The sequence below is a fragment of the Actinophytocola sp. genome (assembly GCF_035942955.1).
In the GTDB taxonomy this organism is placed as follows: Bacteria; Actinomycetota; Actinomycetes; order Mycobacteriales; family Pseudonocardiaceae; genus DASYTH01.
Window position 1 is genome coordinate 13,777 of record NZ_DASZCQ010000153.1, and the last position, 15,712, is coordinate 29,488.

General features: G+C 71.3%; 18 protein-coding genes and 2 riboswitches. Of the genes, 10 read left to right on the top strand and 8 right to left on the bottom strand.

What is annotated here, in order from left to right:
• Window positions 1-140 precede the first annotated feature (140 nt).
• Both VGX25_RS15165 and VGX25_RS15170 read left to right on the top strand, forming a co-directional pair.
• Window positions 141-893, top strand: a complete 753-nt coding sequence (locus VGX25_RS15165) for a GntR family transcriptional regulator (protein WP_326918424.1) — start codon at window positions 141-143, stop codon at window positions 891-893.
• Window positions 890-2,464, top strand: coding sequence for an MFS transporter (locus VGX25_RS15170; RefSeq protein ID WP_326918425.1), 1,575 nt, complete (start codon window positions 890-892; stop codon window positions 2,462-2,464). The genes VGX25_RS15165 and VGX25_RS15170 overlap by 4 nt, the downstream gene beginning before the upstream one ends.
• Here VGX25_RS15170 and VGX25_RS15175 read toward each other — a convergent pair.
• Complete coding sequence (locus tag VGX25_RS15175) at window positions 2,436-3,401, bottom strand: threonine/serine dehydratase (protein ID WP_326918426.1); 966 nt, start codon at window positions 3,399-3,401, stop codon at window positions 2,436-2,438. The two genes, VGX25_RS15170 and VGX25_RS15175, sit on opposite strands and share 29 nt — an antisense overlap.
• Window positions 3,402-3,471: 70 nt before the next feature.
• Between VGX25_RS15175 and VGX25_RS15180 the strand changes: the two genes are divergently transcribed.
• Window positions 3,472-4,149: a hypothetical protein gene (locus tag VGX25_RS15180; protein WP_326918427.1), complete on the top strand. Its 678-nt coding sequence runs from the start codon at window positions 3,472-3,474 to the stop codon at window positions 4,147-4,149.
• A 198-nt stretch (window positions 4,150-4,347) separates the two neighbouring features.
• Complete coding sequence (locus tag VGX25_RS15185) at window positions 4,348-5,487, top strand: S1 family peptidase (protein ID WP_326918428.1); 1,140 nt, start codon at window positions 4,348-4,350, stop codon at window positions 5,485-5,487.
• A gap of 86 nt (window positions 5,488-5,573) precedes the next feature.
• Here the strand turns inward: VGX25_RS15185 and thiE are convergent, their stop codons facing one another.
• The gene (gene thiE, locus VGX25_RS15190) at window positions 5,574-6,218 is read right to left on the bottom strand and encodes a thiamine phosphate synthase (RefSeq protein ID WP_326918429.1); all 645 of its coding nucleotides are present in this window, start codon (window positions 6,216-6,218) and stop codon (window positions 5,574-5,576) included.
• Window positions 6,219-6,414: 196 nt separating this feature from the next.
• Window positions 6,415-6,524, top strand: a riboswitch (TPP riboswitch).
• Here thiE and thiO point away from each other — a divergent pair.
• The 4 genes from thiO to VGX25_RS15210 all read left to right on the top strand — a co-directional run bounded on the left by thiO (window position 6,517) and on the right by VGX25_RS15210 (window position 9,174).
• On the top strand, window positions 6,517-7,614 hold the full coding sequence (gene thiO / locus VGX25_RS15195; RefSeq protein WP_326918430.1) for a glycine oxidase ThiO: 1,098 nt from the start codon (window positions 6,517-6,519) through the stop codon (window positions 7,612-7,614). It overlaps the preceding riboswitch by 8 nt.
• Complete coding sequence (thiS, locus tag VGX25_RS15200) at window positions 7,611-7,814, top strand: sulfur carrier protein ThiS (protein WP_414635813.1); 204 nt, start codon at window positions 7,611-7,613, stop codon at window positions 7,812-7,814. Before thiO ends, thiS begins: the two co-directional genes overlap by 4 nt.
• A 4-nt stretch (window positions 7,815-7,818) precedes the next feature.
• A complete protein-coding gene (locus tag VGX25_RS15205) occupies window positions 7,819-8,574 on the top strand; it encodes a thiazole synthase (protein WP_326918431.1) in 756 nt (251 codons plus the stop codon).
• A 117-nt stretch (window positions 8,575-8,691) separates the two neighbouring features.
• Window positions 8,692-9,174, top strand: a complete 483-nt coding sequence (locus tag VGX25_RS15210; RefSeq protein ID WP_326918432.1) for a tetratricopeptide repeat protein — start codon at window positions 8,692-8,694, stop codon at window positions 9,172-9,174.
• On the opposite strand, the gene VGX25_RS15215 is transcribed toward VGX25_RS15210, so the two are convergent.
• The 3 genes from VGX25_RS15215 to VGX25_RS15225 are packed head-to-tail and all read right to left on the bottom strand — an operon-like array spanning window position 9,171 to window position 11,156.
• Complete coding sequence (locus VGX25_RS15215) at window positions 9,171-9,986, bottom strand: ion transporter (RefSeq protein WP_326918433.1); 816 nt, start codon at window positions 9,984-9,986, stop codon at window positions 9,171-9,173. The genes VGX25_RS15210 and VGX25_RS15215 overlap by 4 nt on opposite strands.
• A gap of 28 nt (window positions 9,987-10,014) precedes the next feature.
• On the bottom strand, window positions 10,015-10,272 hold the full coding sequence (locus tag VGX25_RS15220; RefSeq protein ID WP_326918434.1) for a DUF397 domain-containing protein: 258 nt from the start codon (window positions 10,270-10,272) through the stop codon (window positions 10,015-10,017).
• A 14-nt stretch (window positions 10,273-10,286) separates the two neighbouring features.
• Window positions 10,287-11,156, bottom strand: a complete 870-nt coding sequence (locus tag VGX25_RS15225) for a helix-turn-helix transcriptional regulator (RefSeq protein ID WP_326918435.1) — start codon at window positions 11,154-11,156, stop codon at window positions 10,287-10,289.
• A 106-nt stretch (window positions 11,157-11,262) separates the two neighbouring features.
• On the opposite strand from VGX25_RS15225, the gene VGX25_RS15230 reads away from it, so the two are divergent.
• On the top strand, window positions 11,263-11,547 hold the full coding sequence (locus VGX25_RS15230) for a hypothetical protein (protein ID WP_326918436.1): 285 nt from the start codon (window positions 11,263-11,265) through the stop codon (window positions 11,545-11,547).
• Here VGX25_RS15230 and thiD read toward each other — a convergent pair.
• Together thiD and thiC are read right to left on the bottom strand one after the other, a co-directional pair.
• The gene (thiD, locus tag VGX25_RS15235; RefSeq protein ID WP_326918437.1) at window positions 11,478-12,299 is read right to left on the bottom strand and encodes a bifunctional hydroxymethylpyrimidine kinase/phosphomethylpyrimidine kinase; all 822 of its coding nucleotides are present in this window, start codon (window positions 12,297-12,299) and stop codon (window positions 11,478-11,480) included. The genes VGX25_RS15230 and thiD overlap by 70 nt on opposite strands.
• Window positions 12,296-13,912: a phosphomethylpyrimidine synthase ThiC gene (gene thiC, locus VGX25_RS15240; protein ID WP_326918438.1), complete on the bottom strand. Its 1,617-nt coding sequence runs from the start codon at window positions 13,910-13,912 to the stop codon at window positions 12,296-12,298. The genes thiD and thiC overlap by 4 nt, the downstream gene beginning before the upstream one ends.
• A 62-nt stretch (window positions 13,913-13,974) precedes the next feature.
• A riboswitch (TPP riboswitch) is annotated at window positions 13,975-14,095 on the bottom strand.
• Between the two features lie 80 nt (window positions 14,096-14,175).
• Here thiC and VGX25_RS15245 point away from each other — a divergent pair.
• Window positions 14,176-14,826: a hypothetical protein gene (locus tag VGX25_RS15245; RefSeq protein WP_326918439.1), complete on the top strand. Its 651-nt coding sequence runs from the start codon at window positions 14,176-14,178 to the stop codon at window positions 14,824-14,826.
• 62 nt (window positions 14,827-14,888) lie between these two features.
• Here VGX25_RS15245 and VGX25_RS15250 read toward each other — a convergent pair whose 3' ends face one another.
• Window positions 14,889-15,494, bottom strand: coding sequence for a LysE family translocator (locus tag VGX25_RS15250; RefSeq protein ID WP_326918440.1), 606 nt, complete (start codon window positions 15,492-15,494; stop codon window positions 14,889-14,891).
• Window positions 15,495-15,712: the final 218 nt, after the last annotated feature.

A 15,712-nucleotide genomic window follows, 5' to 3' on the forward strand; every position in this document is an offset into this window, starting at 1 on the left:
TATTATCGATGCGTTCCCGCTGACCGCGCGTTACCGATCACTATGCAGGCCGTTACGGATGTGACGAATTGGGTGCGGCGTGATCGCTTCTGTCGCCGACGACAGGCATTCTGTACCTGGGAGCCGTTCGAGGAGGACTAATGCTGGACACGTCGACAGGCGATGCGCACGACACCATCGCCCGGGTCAATCGGGAGCCCAAGTACTGGGGGCTCAAGCGGCACCTCCTCGAGGTGCTCAGCTCGCTGCCGCCGGGCTCCCCGATTCCGACCGAGCGGTCGCTGGCGGCCCAGTTCGACGTGTCCCGCACGACCGTGCGGCAGGCCCTTGCCGAGCTGACCGTCGAGGGTCGGCTGTTGCGCGTGCAGGGCAAGGGAACCTTCGCCGCCGAGCCGAAGATGGCCCAGCGGCTGCAGCTGTCGTCGTACACCGAGGACATGCGCGCCCAGGGCCGGGAACCATCGTCCAAGTTGCTCGATGTCGCCGAGCTGCCCGCCGATCCGGAGCTGGCCCGGCTGCTTGCCGTCCGGCAGGGCGCCAAGGTGCTGCGCCTGCAACGGCTCCGGCTGGCCGACGGTGAGCCGATGGCCATCGAGACCACGCACCTGCCGCTCGGCCGGTTTCGCGGGCTGCGCAAGTACGTCACCGGCGGCACCTCGCTGTACCAGGTGCTGCGCGAGCGGTTCGACGTCGAGATGGGCCACGCCGAAGAGACCATCGAGACCGCGCTGGCCGGGCCGTACGAGGCCGAGCTGCTCGGCGCCGACGTCGGCATGCCGATGTTGTTGCTGTCCCGGCATTCCTTCGACACCGAGGAGAAGCCCGTGGAGTGGGTGCGCTCGGTGTACCGAGGCGACCGGTACAAGTTCGTGGCGACCCTGAACCGGCCGTGACGGCGCCGGCGAGCACGGGCGAGGTCCGGTGGGGCACCCCGGTCGCGTGGGGCGTGCTGGCCACCACGATCCTCGGCTCCGGCATGGCGTTCCTGGACAGCACGATCATCAACGTGGCGCTGCCGCGGATCGGCGAGGAGCTCGGCGCGGGCGTCTCCGGTCTACAGTGGATACTCGACGGCTACATGCTGTCGCTGGCCGCGCTGATCCTGATCGCCGGCTCGCTCGGCGACCGGTACGGCCGGCGCAAGGTGTTCCAGATCGGCGTGATCTGGTTCGGCCTCGCGTCCGTACTGTGCGGAGTGGCCCAGACCACCGGGATGCTGGTCGCCGCCCGGGTGCTGCAGGGCATCGGCGGCGCGCTGCTCACCCCCGGCTCGCTGGCGATCATCCAGTCGGCGTTCGTGCGCGAGGACCGGGCACGGGCCATCGGTGCCTGGTCCGGGCTTGGCGGCATCGCCGGCGCGATCGGCCCGCTGGTCGGCGGGCTGGTGGTGCAGGCCTGGTCGTGGCGGCTGGCCTTCCTGATCAATATCCCGCTCGCCCTGCTGTGCGTCGTGCTGGCCCGCAAGTACGTGCCGGAGTCCTGCGACCGGCAGATGGTCGGCGGGCACCCGGACGTGCTCGGCTCGGCGCTGGCCGCGCTCGGCCTTGCCGGGATCACCGCGGCCCTGGTCGAGTCGCCCGGCCGCGGCGCGGGCGACCCCATGGTGCTCATCCTCGGTATCGCCGGCGTGCTGGCCCTTGCCGCGTTCGTGACGCTGCAGCGCCGGCAGGCCAACCCGCTTGTCCCGCCCGACCTGTTCGGCGACCGCACGTTCGTGGTGTCCAACGCCCTGACCTTCGTCGTCTACGCGGCGCTCGGCGGCGTGATGATGCTGTTCGTCATGCAGCTGCAGGTGTCGCTCGGCTACTCGCCGACCGCGTCGGGCGTGGCCGGGCTGCCGATCACGCTGCTGCTCCTGCTGCTGTCGGCGCGCTCCGGCCGGCTCGCCCAGCGCTTCGGCCCGCGCCCCTTCCTGGTGGCCGGACCGATCGTGATCGCGCTGGGCATGGTGCTGCTGACCAGAGTGGGGCCCGGCGCCTCCTACCTGGGCGCGGTGCTGCCCGCGGTGGTCGTGTTCGGACTCGGGCTGGTGCTCGTGGTCGCTCCGGTGACCGCCACGGTGCTGGCCGCCGCCGACGACCGGCACGCCGGGGTCGCCTCCGGAGTGAACAACGCCGTGGCCCGCACCGGCGGCCTGCTCGCCGTCGCCGTGCTGCCGGCCGTCGCGGGCCTGTCCGGCGACGCCTACACCAACCCGGCCGCCCTCACCTCCAGCTGGCAGACCGCGATGTGGGTGTGCGCCGGCCTGTGCGTGCTCGGCGGCCTGCTGGCGTTCGGGGTGCGCAACGACGTGCTGGCCATCGGGCCGACGCTCGCCGACCCGGCCAAGGTCAAATGCCCGGGTGAGTGCCCGCTGTGTGACTCCCCTTACCCGGGCGAGTGCGTGCACTGCGACGTGACGGGCCCGCCAACGCACGTCATCCCGGCGCACAAGGTCAGCAGCGCGCCGCCGGCCGCCGCCTGAGCACCTCGGCGAGCAGCGCCGGGTCGATGTTGCCGCCGGAGACGACCGCGGCGGTGCGGCCGGCGGGCAGCTCGGTGCGGTTGAGGTAGGCGGCCGCGGTGACCGCGCCGCTGGGCTCGGCGACAAGACGGGCACGCAGCGCCAGGGTGGCGACCGCGTCGAGGATCTCGTCCTCGGTGACCGTGACGATGTCGTCGACGAGCTTGCGGATGTGCGCGAAGGTCAGATCGGACGGCTCGGACTGCAGGCCCTCGGCCACGGTGCGGGCGCGTTGCCGCGGCGACCAGTGCACGATCTCGCCGGCGGCCAGGCTGTCCCGCGCGTCGGCGGACAGCTCGGGCTCGACGCCGACCACCCGGGCGTCCGGGCGCAGCGCCTTGACGGCGGTGGCGACGCCGGAGATCAACCCGCCGCCGCTGATCGGGACCAGGACCAGGTCGACGTCGGGCAGGTCCTCGACGATCTCCAGCCCGACGGTGCCCTGGCCGGTGATCACGTGCGGGTGGTCGAACGGGGGGACCAGGACGGCGCCGCGCCGCTCGGCGATCTCGTGGGCGACGGATTCCCGGTCCGGCAAGGGAACCACGACCACCTCGGCGCCGAGCGCCCGGGTCTGCTCGATCTTGACGGGGGCCGCGTTGTCCTGGACTACGATGGTCGCCGGGACTCCGAACGCCCTCGCCGCGTAGGCGACGGCCTGAGCGTGGTTGCCGCTGGAGTAGGTGACCACACCGGTTCGGGCATCCGGCGCCAGCCGGGCGATCGCGTGGTACGCGCCGCGGATCTTGAAGGCGCCGACCGGCTGGAGGTTCTCCGGCTTGAGCCACAGTGGACGGTCTGGGTCCGCCCACGAGCAGGGCAGCAGCGGGGTTCGCACCGCGACGTTGCGGAGCGTTTCGGCGGCGACACGGATCTCGTCGATGGTCACTAGGTGCACGCCACCAGTGTGCCGCATCCGACAAATGTCCACTGTGGACTTTTGCGGGCAACCCGACAACGGAAGGATCATGAGCAACCAGAAGGACTCCGGCAGTTTCGCCCTCCAGGTCGCGGCCGGCGCGCTGGCGGCGGTCACCGCGGCCGTGCTCGGCTCCACCCTCGGCGTGGCGGGCACCGTGCTCGGCGCCGGGATCGCCAGCGTGGTGACGACGGTGGGGGCCGCGCTGTACCTGCGGTCGATCCGGCGCACCACGGAGGCCGTCCGGCTCGTGCAGGACAAGGTGCGTGGCCGCTGGACCGGGACGCTCCCGGCCCAGGACCCGGCGCCGGCCGGGGAACCCCCGAAGACCGAGGAGCCCGGGGACGAGCCGGAAGCGGAGGACAACCCTCCCGAAAGGGCCGGACGCAGGCGCTGGCCGGCGGTCGCCGCGGCCAGCGTGGTCGCCTTCGCGCTGGGCATGCTGGCGCTCACCGGCCTGGAGCTGATCCGCGGCGAGCAGGTCGACGGCGGGCAGGGCACGACCATCGGTCGCATCGTCCGATCCGACCAGGGCCCGGCCGACCGGCAGGACCCGGCCCCAACCGGACCCACGACGCCGACCGAGGCCCCCGGCATGTCGACCGGCACGGTCCCGCCCCCGACGACGACGCAGCGGCCCGAGCCGTCTCGGCCCACGACGACCACCGTTCCGTCACCTACGACGACCACGAGGACCCCGTCGCCGCTCCCCTCCGGGGTCGGCTAATCACCCAAAGTGCCCACTAGGGTGAAAATGTGACAACTGTTCCCCCCGATCGGACCCTTCCGTAACGACCCGACTACACATAGGTTCATCCGTTGGAGTGTCACCTCACAGTGACAGTCCGTGGTCCCCCTACACCCGAGATCGCGGACAGGACATTCCAACGCTCTCGGGCCCTGCACCCAACCGAGGGAGACAGTCATGAACCGTTCGAGTGTGGCCCGGTTCGCCGGCGCCGCCCTACTGGCCGCCGGTCTGGCCACGACCCTGTCCGTGCCGGCGATGAGCGCGCCGGCCGCCGGCCAATCCACCGGCATGCTCGCCGCCATGCAGCGCGATCTCGGCCTGACCGCCGAGGGCGCGCTGGCCCGGATCGACCAGGAGAACCGGGCGAACGCCGCCGCGCAGGCGCTGACCGCGCAGCTCGGCAGCACCCTGGCCGGATCCTGGTTCGACGCCGCGACCGGCAAGCTGGTCGTCGCCGTCACCGACGCGTCCCGGGTCCAGGCGGTCCACGCGGCCGGCGCGACCGCACGCGTGGTGTCCCGCAGCGCCGCCCAGCTCGACGCGCAGAAGTCGTCGCTCGACGCCGCCGAGGCCAGCGCGCCGAAGTCGGTGACCGGGTGGTACGTCGACGTCACCACGAACTCGGTCGTCGCTCAGGTGCTCGGCAACGACCCAGCCGGCGTGGCCTGGGCGGCAGCCAAGGGCGCGCGGACCGAGTACGTCGCGGAGGCCCCGCGGCCGCTGTGGAATCTCATCGGCGGTCAGGCGATCACCACCGGCGGCGCCCGCTGCTCGCTCGGGTTCAACGCCCGCGCCGGCACCGCCCGCATCGTGATCACCGCCGGCCACTGCACCAACATCGGTTCGAGCTGGAGCGGTGTCGGTGGCACGATCGGCACGCGTCGGGGCTCGTCCTTCCCGGGCAACGACTACGGCGCCATTACGGTGACCTCGTCGGCAGCGGTGTCCACCGCGCTGGTCGACCGGTACTCGTCGGGCAGTGACGTGACCGTGGCCGGCTCGTCCCAGGCCGGTGTGGGCTCGAGCATCTGCCGGTCCGGCTCCACCACGGGCTGGCGCTGCGGCACCATTCAGGCGCACAACCAGACCGTGCGCTACCCGCAGGGCACGGTGACCGGCCTGACCCGCACCACCGCGTGCGCGGAGCCGGGTGACTCCGGCGGCTCGTTCGTATCGCCCAACGGTGCCACCCGGGTCCAGGCCCAGGGCATGACCTCCGGCGGCTCGGGTAACTGCAGCACCGGCGGCATCATCTTCCACCAGCCGGTCAACGAGGCCCTCAGCGCGTTCGGCGCGACCCTGGTCACCGGCTGACCGAGCAACACCCGGTGTCCTGAACTCCCCCCAGGACACGACGGCGGACGAGCTGAACCCTGCCGGCTCGTCCGCCGTTCGGTGTTTCAGCGCAACATCCGGCTCAACTCCTCGGCGGCCGCCCGCGGGTCGTCGGCCTCGGTGATCGCCCGCACCACCACGACCCGGGAGGCCCCGGCGGCGCGGACCTCGGGCAGCCGGGCGGCGTCGATCCCGCCGATGGCGAACCACGGGCGCTCCGGGTCGGCCGCGGCGGTGGTCCGGACCAGGTCGAGGCCCGGGGCCGGGCGGCCGGGTTTCGTCGGGGTCGGCCAGCACGGGCCGGCGCAGAAGTAGTCGACGCCCGGCTCGGTCGCGGCCGAGGCCGCCTGGGCCGCGTCGTGCGTCGACCGGCCGATCACGACGTCCTCGCCGAGAATCCGCCGCGCCCACGGCACCGGCAGGTCGTCCTGCCCGAGGTGCAGCACGTCGGCCCCGGCCGCAAGGGCGACGTCGGCCCGGTCGTTCACCGCCAGCAGCGCGCCGTGCCGCGCGCACGCCTCGGCGATCACCTCGAGCGCGGCCAGCTCCGGCCCGGCCTCCAGACCCTTTTCCCGTAGCTGCAGGATGTCCACCCCGCCGGCCAGCGCCGCGTCGGCGAACTCCGCGAGGTCGTCCCGCAGCCCGGTGCACAGGTACAGCCGTGCCTCGGCGAGCCGCTTCCTGATCCGAGCTCCATCCAGGCCGGGCATGCCGTCCACGTTATCGAGCTTTCCCGGCGACCTTGCGCGCGACGCAATCGCTCCGGCGGGGCCGGACATGTCCGGCCGGACCACGGCCCTGGCGCCCCGCCACCGCGATCGCGGGCCTTCGGCCGGGGCCGCGCCCGGTGGTCACCGTGATTGCCGCTGCGGTTTGGCCGTCCGGCTCGGTGCGTATACCGTGGCGGTTGGTCCGCACGGGAGCCCGGAGGAACCGGGCTGAGAGGGGATCTGCCGATCCCGACCGTCGAACCTGATCCGGGTCATGCCGGCGCAGGGAGCGTGATAGGTGCAAATCGCGGTGGTAGGCGGCGGGGTCGTCGGGCTGTCCGTCGCGTGGCGACTGGTCTCGGCGGGCCGGCGCGTCGTCCTCGTCGACCCGGCCCCGACCACGGGGGCGTCGTGGGTGGCCGGCGGCATGCTGGCGCCGGTGACCGAGACCTGGCCGGGGGAGGAGGGGCTGCTGCCCATCGGCTCGGCCTCGCTGGAGTCCTGGCCGGCGTTCGCCGGCGAGCTGCGTTCCGCCGCCGCCGACCCGGGCCTGCGCACCGACGGGACGGTCGTCGCCGCGCTGGACGCCGCCGACGCCGCGCAGCTGGAGACGCTCGCCGAGCACCTTGCGTCGCTTGGCCGGGAGGTCGAGCGGCTGCCCGGCCGGGCGCTGCGCGCGCTGGAGCCGGGCATCGGCCCGAGTATCCGAAGTGGACTCCTGGTGCCCGGCGATCTCGCCGTGGACAACCGGGAGCTGTTGCGGGGCCTGCACAAGGCCAACCGGCAGGCCGGCGTGGACTTCGTCGCCGCGTCCGCCGCCGCGGTTCGCGGCGGCGGTGTCGAGCTGGCCGATGGGTCTACAGTGGACGCTGACGTGTCGGTGATCGCGGCCGGCGCGTGGAGCGGCCGGCTGCACCCGGCGCTCGGCGGGCTGGTGCGGCCGGTGAAGGGCGAGATCCTCCGGCTGCGCGGCCGGCCCGGCGCGCTTCCGCCGCCGGGGCGGACCGTGCGGGCGCTGGTCGAGTCGCGGTCGGTGTACCTGGTCCCGCGCTCCGGCGGCGAGCTGATCGTCGGCGCCACCCAGTACGAGGCCGGCTTCGACACCGACGTCACCGTGGCCGGGGTGCGCGACCTGCTCGCCGATGCCGAGCGGGTGCTGCCGGGCACCGGGGAGTACGCGCTGGTCGAATGCGCGGCCGGGCTGCGCGCCGGCAGCCGGGACAACCTGCCGCTGATCGGCTGGCTCGAGCCGGGGGTGCTGGTGGCTACCGGGCACCACCGCAACGGTTTCCTGCTCGCCCCGCTCACCGCGGCCGCCGTGCTCGCCCTGCTCGACGGCCGCCCGCATCCGGCGCCGGTGACCGACCCGGCCCGGTTCAGGAAGGGAGAGACGTGATCGAAGTCCGACTCAACGGTGAGGACACCGAGCTCGCCGAGGGCACCACGGTGGCCGGCCTGCTCGCCGCGCGCGGGATCGCTCCCGGCGGTGTCGCGGTGGCGGTGAACGCGGAGGTCGTGCCGCGCGCTTCGCACGCCACGACCGTGCTGCCGGACGGTGCGGTCGTCGAGGTGCTGACCGCGGTGCAAGGAGGTTGAGACCATGGACGACCCGCTGACCATCGCCGGCCGGGAGTACTCCGCCCGCCTGATCATGGGCACCGGGGGCGCGGCCAACCTGGCCGTGCTCGAGCGCGCCCTCGTCGCGTCCGGCACCCAGCTGACCACGGTGTCGATCCGCCGGGTCGACGCCACCGGCGGCTCCGGCGTCCTGGACGTGTTGCGCCGCCTGGGAATCGACCCGCTACCCAACACCGCCGGCTGCCACACCGCCGCCGAGGCCGTGCTCACCGCCCGCCTGGCCCGCGAGGCCCTCGGCACCGACTGGGTCAAGCTCGAGGTGATCGCCGACGACCGCACCCTGCTGCCCGACCCCGTCGAGCTGCTCGACGCCGCCCGCACCCTGGTCTCCGACGGCTTCACGGTCCTCGCCTACACCAACGACGACCCGGTCCTCGCGCTGCGCCTTGAGGAAGCCGGCTGCGCCGCCGTCATGCCGCTCGGCTCCCCGATCGGCACGGGCCTCGGCATCCGCAACCCGCACAACGTCGAGCTGATCGTCTCCCGCGCCGGCGTCCCCGTCGTGCTCGACGCCGGCATCGGCACCGCCTCCGACGCCGCCCTGGCCATGGAACTCGGCTGCGCCGCCGTACTTCTGGCCACCTCCGTCACCCGCGCAACCGACCCCGAACGCATGGCCGCCGCCATGCGCCACGCCGTCACCGCCGGCCGTCTTGCCCGCCTCGCCGGCCGCATCCCCCAACGCTTCTGGGCCCAGGCCTCCAGCCCGCCGCGCTAACGAGCCGCGCCCCACCGCACCGGCGTGTCCCGCCCTCGTGCAGCCGTGTCCCGCGTTCGTGCAGGCGTGTTCCGCCTTCGTGCAGGCGTTCCCCACCGTCTGTGCCAGGCTGGCCGGGTGACCGAGGAGTGGGAGCAGCGGCTGGCGGAGGCGTGGGCGTCGATCGACCGGCACACCGAGGCGGAGTTCCGTGAGTTGATCGACAAGCTCGCGGCCGAGCTGCCGCCGGGCAACGCGATGGCCGACTTCGAGCGGGCCTGCGCGTTCGACTCGACCGGTCATCCGGACCGCGCGGTGCCGCTGTACCGCAAGGCCCTCGACCGCGGGCTGACCGGCGAGCGCCGGCGCCGGGCGGTGATCCAGCTGGCCAGCTCGCTGCGCAACCTCGGCGAGCCCGAGCGGAGTGTGGAGCTGCTCACGGCCGAGCTGGAGGCCGGGTCGGACCATCTCGACGACGCGGTCCGGGCCTTCCTTGCGCTGGCCCTCACCGACGTCGGGCGGGAGCGGGAGGCGGTGTCCCTTGCGCTCGGCGCGCTGGCCCCGCACCTGCCGCGGTACCAGCGCTCGCTGGCCAACTATGCCCGGCTGCTGATCGGCTAGCGCGGCTCGGGGGCGCGTTCGGCGCGCAGCTCGGCGACCTCCCGGCGCAGGGCCCGGATCTCGTCGAGCAGGAGCTTGTCGGAGGCGGCCTGGTCGGCGGCGTGCTTCTCCTCGGCGGCGGTCAGCTCGTCGGTCACGCCGCGCTCCATGCCGCTGACGATCACGGCGATGAACAGGTTCAGCACGGCGAACGTGGAGACCAGAATGTAGATCACGAAGAAGATCCAGGCCATCGGGGCCTGGGCCATCACGGTGCGGGCGACCTCCGGCCAGGCCTCCCCGGTCATGGTCTGGAACAGGGTGAACAGCGTGGTCCCGAGATCACCGAAGTACTCCGGGGAGATGTGCCCGAACAGCTTGGTGGCCATCACCCCGGCCACGTACAGCACCAGGCTCAGCAGCAGCCCGATCGACGCCATCCCGGGCACCGAGGCGAGCAGCCCGGACACCACCCGGCGCATCGCGGGCACCATGGAGATCAGCCGCAGCACGCGCAGCACCCGCAGGGCACGCAGCACGGAGAACGCCCCGGTGCTCGGGATCAGCGCGATGCCGACGATGATGAAGTCGAACACGCTCCACGGGTCGGCGAAGAACTTCCACCCGTGCGCGTACAGCCGCAGCACCAGCTCCACCACGAAGATCGCCAACGCGATCCGGTCGGCGGCGTGCAGGAACCCGTCGGCCTTGGCGACGATCGACGGTGACGTCTCCAGTCCGAGCGTGATCGCGTTGAGGATGATCACCGTGATGATGAAGTGCTGGAACCGCCGGTGCTCGACGAGGGCGCGGATCTGTTCCCGGGACATCACGCGCCCGATTCAACACGAACGTCCGACGTCAGGCGCCCGAACGTGTGGATACGAACATCACCCAGCCGGCCGAGGGGAACGCCAGCACCGGCCCACCGGCGTTCTTCGAGTCACGCACCGCGACAGCGGGCCCGGCAAACGCCACCTCCACACAGTTCGCGTGATCGGTGCTTCGGCTGCTCTTGCGCCACTCGCATGGCAGATGCGCGACTTCCACACAGTTGGCGTGATCGCTGCTGCGGCTGCTCTTGCGCCACCTCGCCGTGCCCAGGCCAAGCGCGTACATGCCGCCATCTCCTCTTATTCGTGCTCCCCGGCGATCTTGGAGATCAACTCCACGGACTCGGCCGGTTGCAGTGCCTCGTTCAGGATATTGCCAAGGGCGACACGATAGGCGGCGACGTCTTCCTTCTCGCCCAGGAACATGTCCACGTGGTGGTTCTCGATGAACGCCAGGCTGGGTTCCTCGGCGAACTCGAGGATCGCGAAGGCGCCACGCAGCCCTGCGTGTGGCCCTGCCTGCAACGGCACGACACGCACCGTGATGTTGGGACGCTCGGCGGTTTCCGCCAGTTGGCGCAACTGGCGGCGCATCACGCCACGCTCGGTGATCGGTCGCCGCAGCGCACCCTCGTCGATGACGGCCAGGAACTGCACGTGGGGTCGCCGCAGAACGGCCTGCCGTGCCATCCGGGAGGCCACGAGGTTGGTCAGCTCGGCCTCGGAGATGGTCTTGTTGATGCCTTGGATGATCGCGCCGGTGTACTCGGCGGTCTGAAGCAAGCCCGGGATGAACAAGGCTTCGTAGTTCTGGATCCGAGTGGCGCGGGACTCGAAGTCGATCAGCGCCTTCCACAGCTCGGGCAGGCCGAGGCCCTGGCTCTCCCACCAGCCGCGCTCGGCGGATTTCCTTACCTGGTCAAGGATTTTCTCCCGTTCCCGCTCCGGCACCTTGTACAACCCGAGCAGTGCGGACACGTCATCCGCCCGCAACGGGCGGCTCCCCGTCTCGAGGCGGCTGATCTTGCTCTGCGACATGCCCAGCGCCTTGGCCACTTCCACACCGGTCATCCCCGTGCTCTCGCGGAGCTGGCGAAGCTGGTTGGATACCTGTCGGGATCGGACGCCAGGGTTCGGATTCTCCGGCACACGCAGATGCTCGTATCCCATGGCGGGACACGCAATTACACGATCGGGCATATTGTATTTCCAAAAGGACATAGAGTCACGGTCTCGTCATGGACGAGACGATGGCAGCCCTGGCCGCGGCGCCCAATTGCACAAGCCCCGGCCGTACGCTCTCTATGGCACGTACCTCGACTCCGAGGACCTGATGGTCATGGGCTGGGGCATGCACTTCCGCACGTTCGGCCGAACTCTCCACTACGACCCGGACTCCGCGAAGACCCATACCGCCGACGACCCGGACCGGCTGGTGCGCCTCTACAGCCGCCTCGCCGACGTCCGCCTCGACTGGCTGGACCTCGAGCCCTACGCGATATCCTCGCCGGCCAGTCGCCAGAACGGCGACACCGGGCCGACTCCGGAGCCGAGCGGGTAGGCGTCCCGCACGGACCGGGTGACGAACCGCTTGCCGAACCGCACGGCCTGCGCCACGTCCGTCCCGCGGGCCAGCGCCGAGGTGATCGCCGAGGCCATCGTGTCGCCGCCGCCGTGGGTGTGCCTGGTGTCCTCACGGGGCGCCGGCAGCTCGGTGAACTCGGCGCCGTCGTAGAGCAGGTCGACGCACTGCGGGTCGTCGCGCATGTGCCCGCCCTTGACCAACGCCCACTTCGGACCCAGCCCGATCAGCGCCACGGCCGCGGCGCGCTGATCGTCGGGCGTCCGCACGTCGATCCCGGTGAGCAGCCGGACCTCGTCCAGGTTCGGGGTGACCAGCGTCGCCCGCGGGAACAGCTCGTCGCGCAGCGCGTCCAGCGCGTCGTCGCGCAGCAACTGGTCACCGTGCATCGAGGCCGCGACCGGGTCCACCACGAACGGGATCTGCCCGTCGCGTCCGATGTGGACCCGGTCGCACGCCTTGGCCACCGCGGAGATGATCTCCGCGGTGGCCAGCATGCCGGTCTTCGCGGCGTTCACCCCGATGTCGGTGGCCACCGTCTCGATCTGCGCGGCCACGACGTCGGCCGGGATCTCCACGACCCCGCTCACCCGCAAGGAGTTCTGCACGGTGACCGCGGTGACCGCGGTCATCCCGTGCACCCCGCAGGCGAAGAACGTGCGCAGATCGGCCTGCAGCCCGGCGCCGCCGCCGGAGTCCGACCCCGCGATGGTCAGCGCGCGTGGGATCACTGCTTGTCCACGATGGGCAGATACAGGTGGTCACCGTGCTTGTGGAACTCCACGGCCATCTCCCGCATGCCGGCCTCGATGGCGTCCACATCGGACAGCCCGTGCTCCGCGGCGTACTTGCGCACGTCCTGGGTGATCCGCATGGAGCAGAACTTCGGGCCGCACATCGAGCAGAAGTGCGCGGTCTTGGCCGGCTCCGCGGGCAGCGTCTCGTCGTGGAACGCGCGCGCGGTGTCCGGGTCCAGCGACAGGTTGAACTGGTCGATCCAGCGGAACTCGAACCGGGCCTTGGACAGCGCGTCGTCCCACTCCTGGGCACGCGGGTGCCCCTTGGCCAGGTCGGCCGAGTGCGCGGCGATCTTGTAGGTGATCACGCCGGTCTTCACGTCGTTCCGGTCGGGCAGGCCGAGGTGCTCCTTGGGCGTGACGTAGCACAGCATCGCGGTGCCGGCCCAGCCGATCTGCGCGGCGCCGATCGCCGACGTGATGTGGTCGTAGGCCGGTGCGATGTCCGTCGCGAGTGGACCGAGGGTGTAGAACGGCGCCTCGCCGCATACCTCTTCCTCCAACCGCACGTTCTCGGCGATCTTGTGCATCGGGACGTGGCCCGGCCCCTCGATCATCACCTGCACGTCGCGCTCGCGGGCGATGTGGGTCAGCTCGCCAAGCGTGCGCAGCTCGGCGAGCTGGGCCTCGTCGTTGGCGTCGGCGATGCACCCCGGCCGCAGCCCGTCACCCAGCGAGAAGGTCACGTCGTAGGTGCGCAGGATGTCGCACAGTTCGGTGAAGTGTGTGTAGAGGAAGCTCTCCCGGTGGTGCGCGAGGCACCAGGCGGCCATGATCGATCCGCCGCGCGAGACGATCCCGGTGATCCGGTTCGCGGTCAGCGGGACGTAGCGAAGGAGCACGCCGGCGTGCACGGTCATGTAGTCGACACCCTGCTCGCACTGTTCGATCACGGTGTCCCGGTACACCTCCCAGGACAGCCGGGTGGGGTCGCCACCGACCTTCTCCAGCGCCTGGTAGATCGGCACGGTCCCGACCGGGACCGGCGAGTTGCGCAGGATCCACTCGCGAGTCTCGTGGATCCGCTTGCCGGTGGACAGGTCCATCACGGTGTCCGCGCCCCAGCGGGTGGCCCAGACCATCTTGTCCACCTCGTCCTCGATGGACGAGCTCACCGCCGAGTTGCCGATGTTGGCGTTGATCTTGACGAGGAACTTCTTGCCGATGATCGCCGGCTCGGACTCGGGATGGTTGCGGTTGACCGGGATCACCGCCCGGCCGATGGCCACCTCCCGGCGGACGAACTCCGGGTCCATGCCCTCCCGTTCGGCGCAGAACCGCATCTCCTTGGTGATGATCCCGGCCTTCGCGTACGCGAGCTGGGTGACCGCGCCGTCGACCGGCTCGCGCTCGGCGATCCAGCTCTCCCGCAGCCGTGGGAGTCCACTATGGACGTCTATCGTGGCCGTGGGGTCGGTGTACGGTCCGGAGGTGTCGTAGAGGTCGAGATGCTCGCCGTTGGTCAGCTCCACCCTTCGGAACGGGATGCGCAGGCCGTCGGCTTCCCGGTAGATCTTGTGGGACCCGGTGATCGGCCCGGTGGTCACGCTGGGACGGACGGAGCGATCCTGCAGGCTCGCGCTACGCGATCGAGCCAGAAAATCGGATACAGCCACGAGGAATTCCTCCCTACGCCGGCATTACCCGGTCAGGTTCAGGCGGTCGGCGGCGCCGGGGTGACCCAGCCGCCCTCTCAGCCCGCTTCGGCGCGAGCTCCCGCGTGGTGTTCAGTTGGCCGTTCCGACGATAGTCAGACTCGGTACGGCCCCGCCAGGGGATCGACATGACCACTTCGGCGTACGGTTCGGAAATGGCCGAGCTTCAGCCCTTCCCACCCGGTGGCCGGCGGGTGGACCGCCCCACCGAGGCGGCGCTGTGCTCGAACTGCGGCGAGCTGGTCGGCCGCGGCTACCCCGACTGCGCGATCTGCGCCGAGCGCATCGACGACCTCTGGTGGGCCGACTGGCGTCACCTCCTGTCCTCGACCGGCGTCCAAGCGGGCACCGACGAGGAGCTGGACCTCGCCCGCCGGGTCCTGTCCGACGAGGTCGGCGCCTACCCCTGGACCTGCACCGACTGGGCCCTGTGGCTGCTGCGCTGCGCCGAGTGCGGCGGTCAGCTCGGCTCAGGCGACCCCGGCTGCGTCGCCTGCGCCGCGTCCGACGCCGCCCGCTGGGCCTGGGACCACCAGGCCCTGCAACACCGCAGGATGACGCCCAACGAGCACGCCCTCCGGGTGGCCGTGGCCGGCCTGCGCGCCCCTCACCGGCACCGCTCCGCGGCGCTGGCCGGCTGGCGCCTGGCCCTCCCGTTCCTGTTCATCGGCCAGCTCCCCACCACCAGCCAGGCCCAACGGATCCGCGCCCACATCCTCGCCGGCCGCTACGACGAGCTGGCCCGCCTGGACGGCTTCTGCGCCATGGCCTCGCTCCCCGACCTCCCGTGGCGCTCGACGTCCTAAGTAGACTCGCCGGTGATACGCAAGGCCGGTCGACAACGCGGAGTAGTGCTGCCAGCCCTGCCTCACATTGAATTGGACACAGCCAGCCTGATCCCCAACGCGATCAGCACCGCCCCCGACGCCCGCTCCAGCCGCCGCCGGATCTCCGACCGCTTCAGCCACCTCAGGATGGCGCTGAGCAGCACCACGATGCCCAGGTACCACACGGTGTCCACGACCACCCACAGCCCGGCCAGCAGCAACAACGTCCAGCGCGCACTCCCCGCCGGCACGAACTGCGGCAAAAACGAGATCGCGAACACCGCCAGCTTCGGGTTGGCCAGGTTCACCAGCAACCCCGCCCTGAACCCCGACCCCGCCGTCGGCGCGTCGACGTCCGGCTTATGGCGCCCGAACAGCGCCTTCACCCCGAACCACAGCAACACGCACACCCCCGCGATCCGCAACCCCTCATAGGCCAGCCGCGACGCCACCAGCAGCACCGACAGTCCCAACCCCGCCGCCACCGCCCACACCGCAACCCCGACCTCCATGCCCGCGACCGTGGCCAACGCCCCGCGCCGCCCACCCCGCACCGACTGCTTGAGCAACATCGCCGTACCCACCCCAGGCACCATCGCGAGCACAAGCGAAGCAAGCAGAAAGGCCAGCAGCCCGGACCACGTCATACCGACATCCTGACCCCCCACCCACCCCCTTGCCCACCGGTTATCCACACCCACCCCACCTGTCCACAACCCCGCCTAAGTTGACCCGTTGCCTCACGTCAAGATGCCCGCGTAGGGGGAGTCGTTGCCTCATGAGAAATGCCCGCCATGGACAGCCCGGTGTAGGGGTTGATCGGGAAGTAGGTGCGGGTGACCTCGGCGGCCAGCGCGTCGGACAG

Excerpts from the sequence above, each read along its gene's own strand:
- VGX25_RS15165 (WP_326918424.1), top strand. The coding sequence starts at position 141 with ATGCTGGACACGTCGACAGGCGATGCGCACGACACCATCGCCCGGGTC.
- VGX25_RS15180 (WP_326918427.1), top strand. The coding sequence starts at position 3,472 with ATGAGCAACCAGAAGGACTCCGGCAGTTTCGCCCTCCAGGTCGCGGCC.
- VGX25_RS15185 (WP_326918428.1), top strand. The coding sequence starts at position 4,348 with ATGAACCGTTCGAGTGTGGCCCGGTTCGCCGGCGCCGCCCTACTGGCC.
- thiE (WP_326918429.1), bottom strand. The coding sequence starts at position 6,218 with ATGCCCGGCCTGGATGGAGCTCGGATCAGGAAGCGGCTCGCCGAGGCA.
- VGX25_RS15205 (WP_326918431.1), top strand. The coding sequence starts at position 7,819 with ATGGACGACCCGCTGACCATCGCCGGCCGGGAGTACTCCGCCCGCCTG.
- VGX25_RS15220 (WP_326918434.1), bottom strand. The coding sequence starts at position 10,272 with ATGTACGCGCTTGGCCTGGGCACGGCGAGGTGGCGCAAGAGCAGCCGC.
- VGX25_RS15225 (WP_326918435.1), bottom strand. The coding sequence starts at position 11,156 with ATGGGATACGAGCATCTGCGTGTGCCGGAGAATCCGAACCCTGGCGTC.
- VGX25_RS15245 (WP_326918439.1), top strand. The coding sequence starts at position 14,176 with ATGGCCGAGCTTCAGCCCTTCCCACCCGGTGGCCGGCGGGTGGACCGC.
- VGX25_RS15250 (WP_326918440.1), bottom strand. The coding sequence starts at position 15,494 with ATGACGTGGTCCGGGCTGCTGGCCTTTCTGCTTGCTTCGCTTGTGCTC.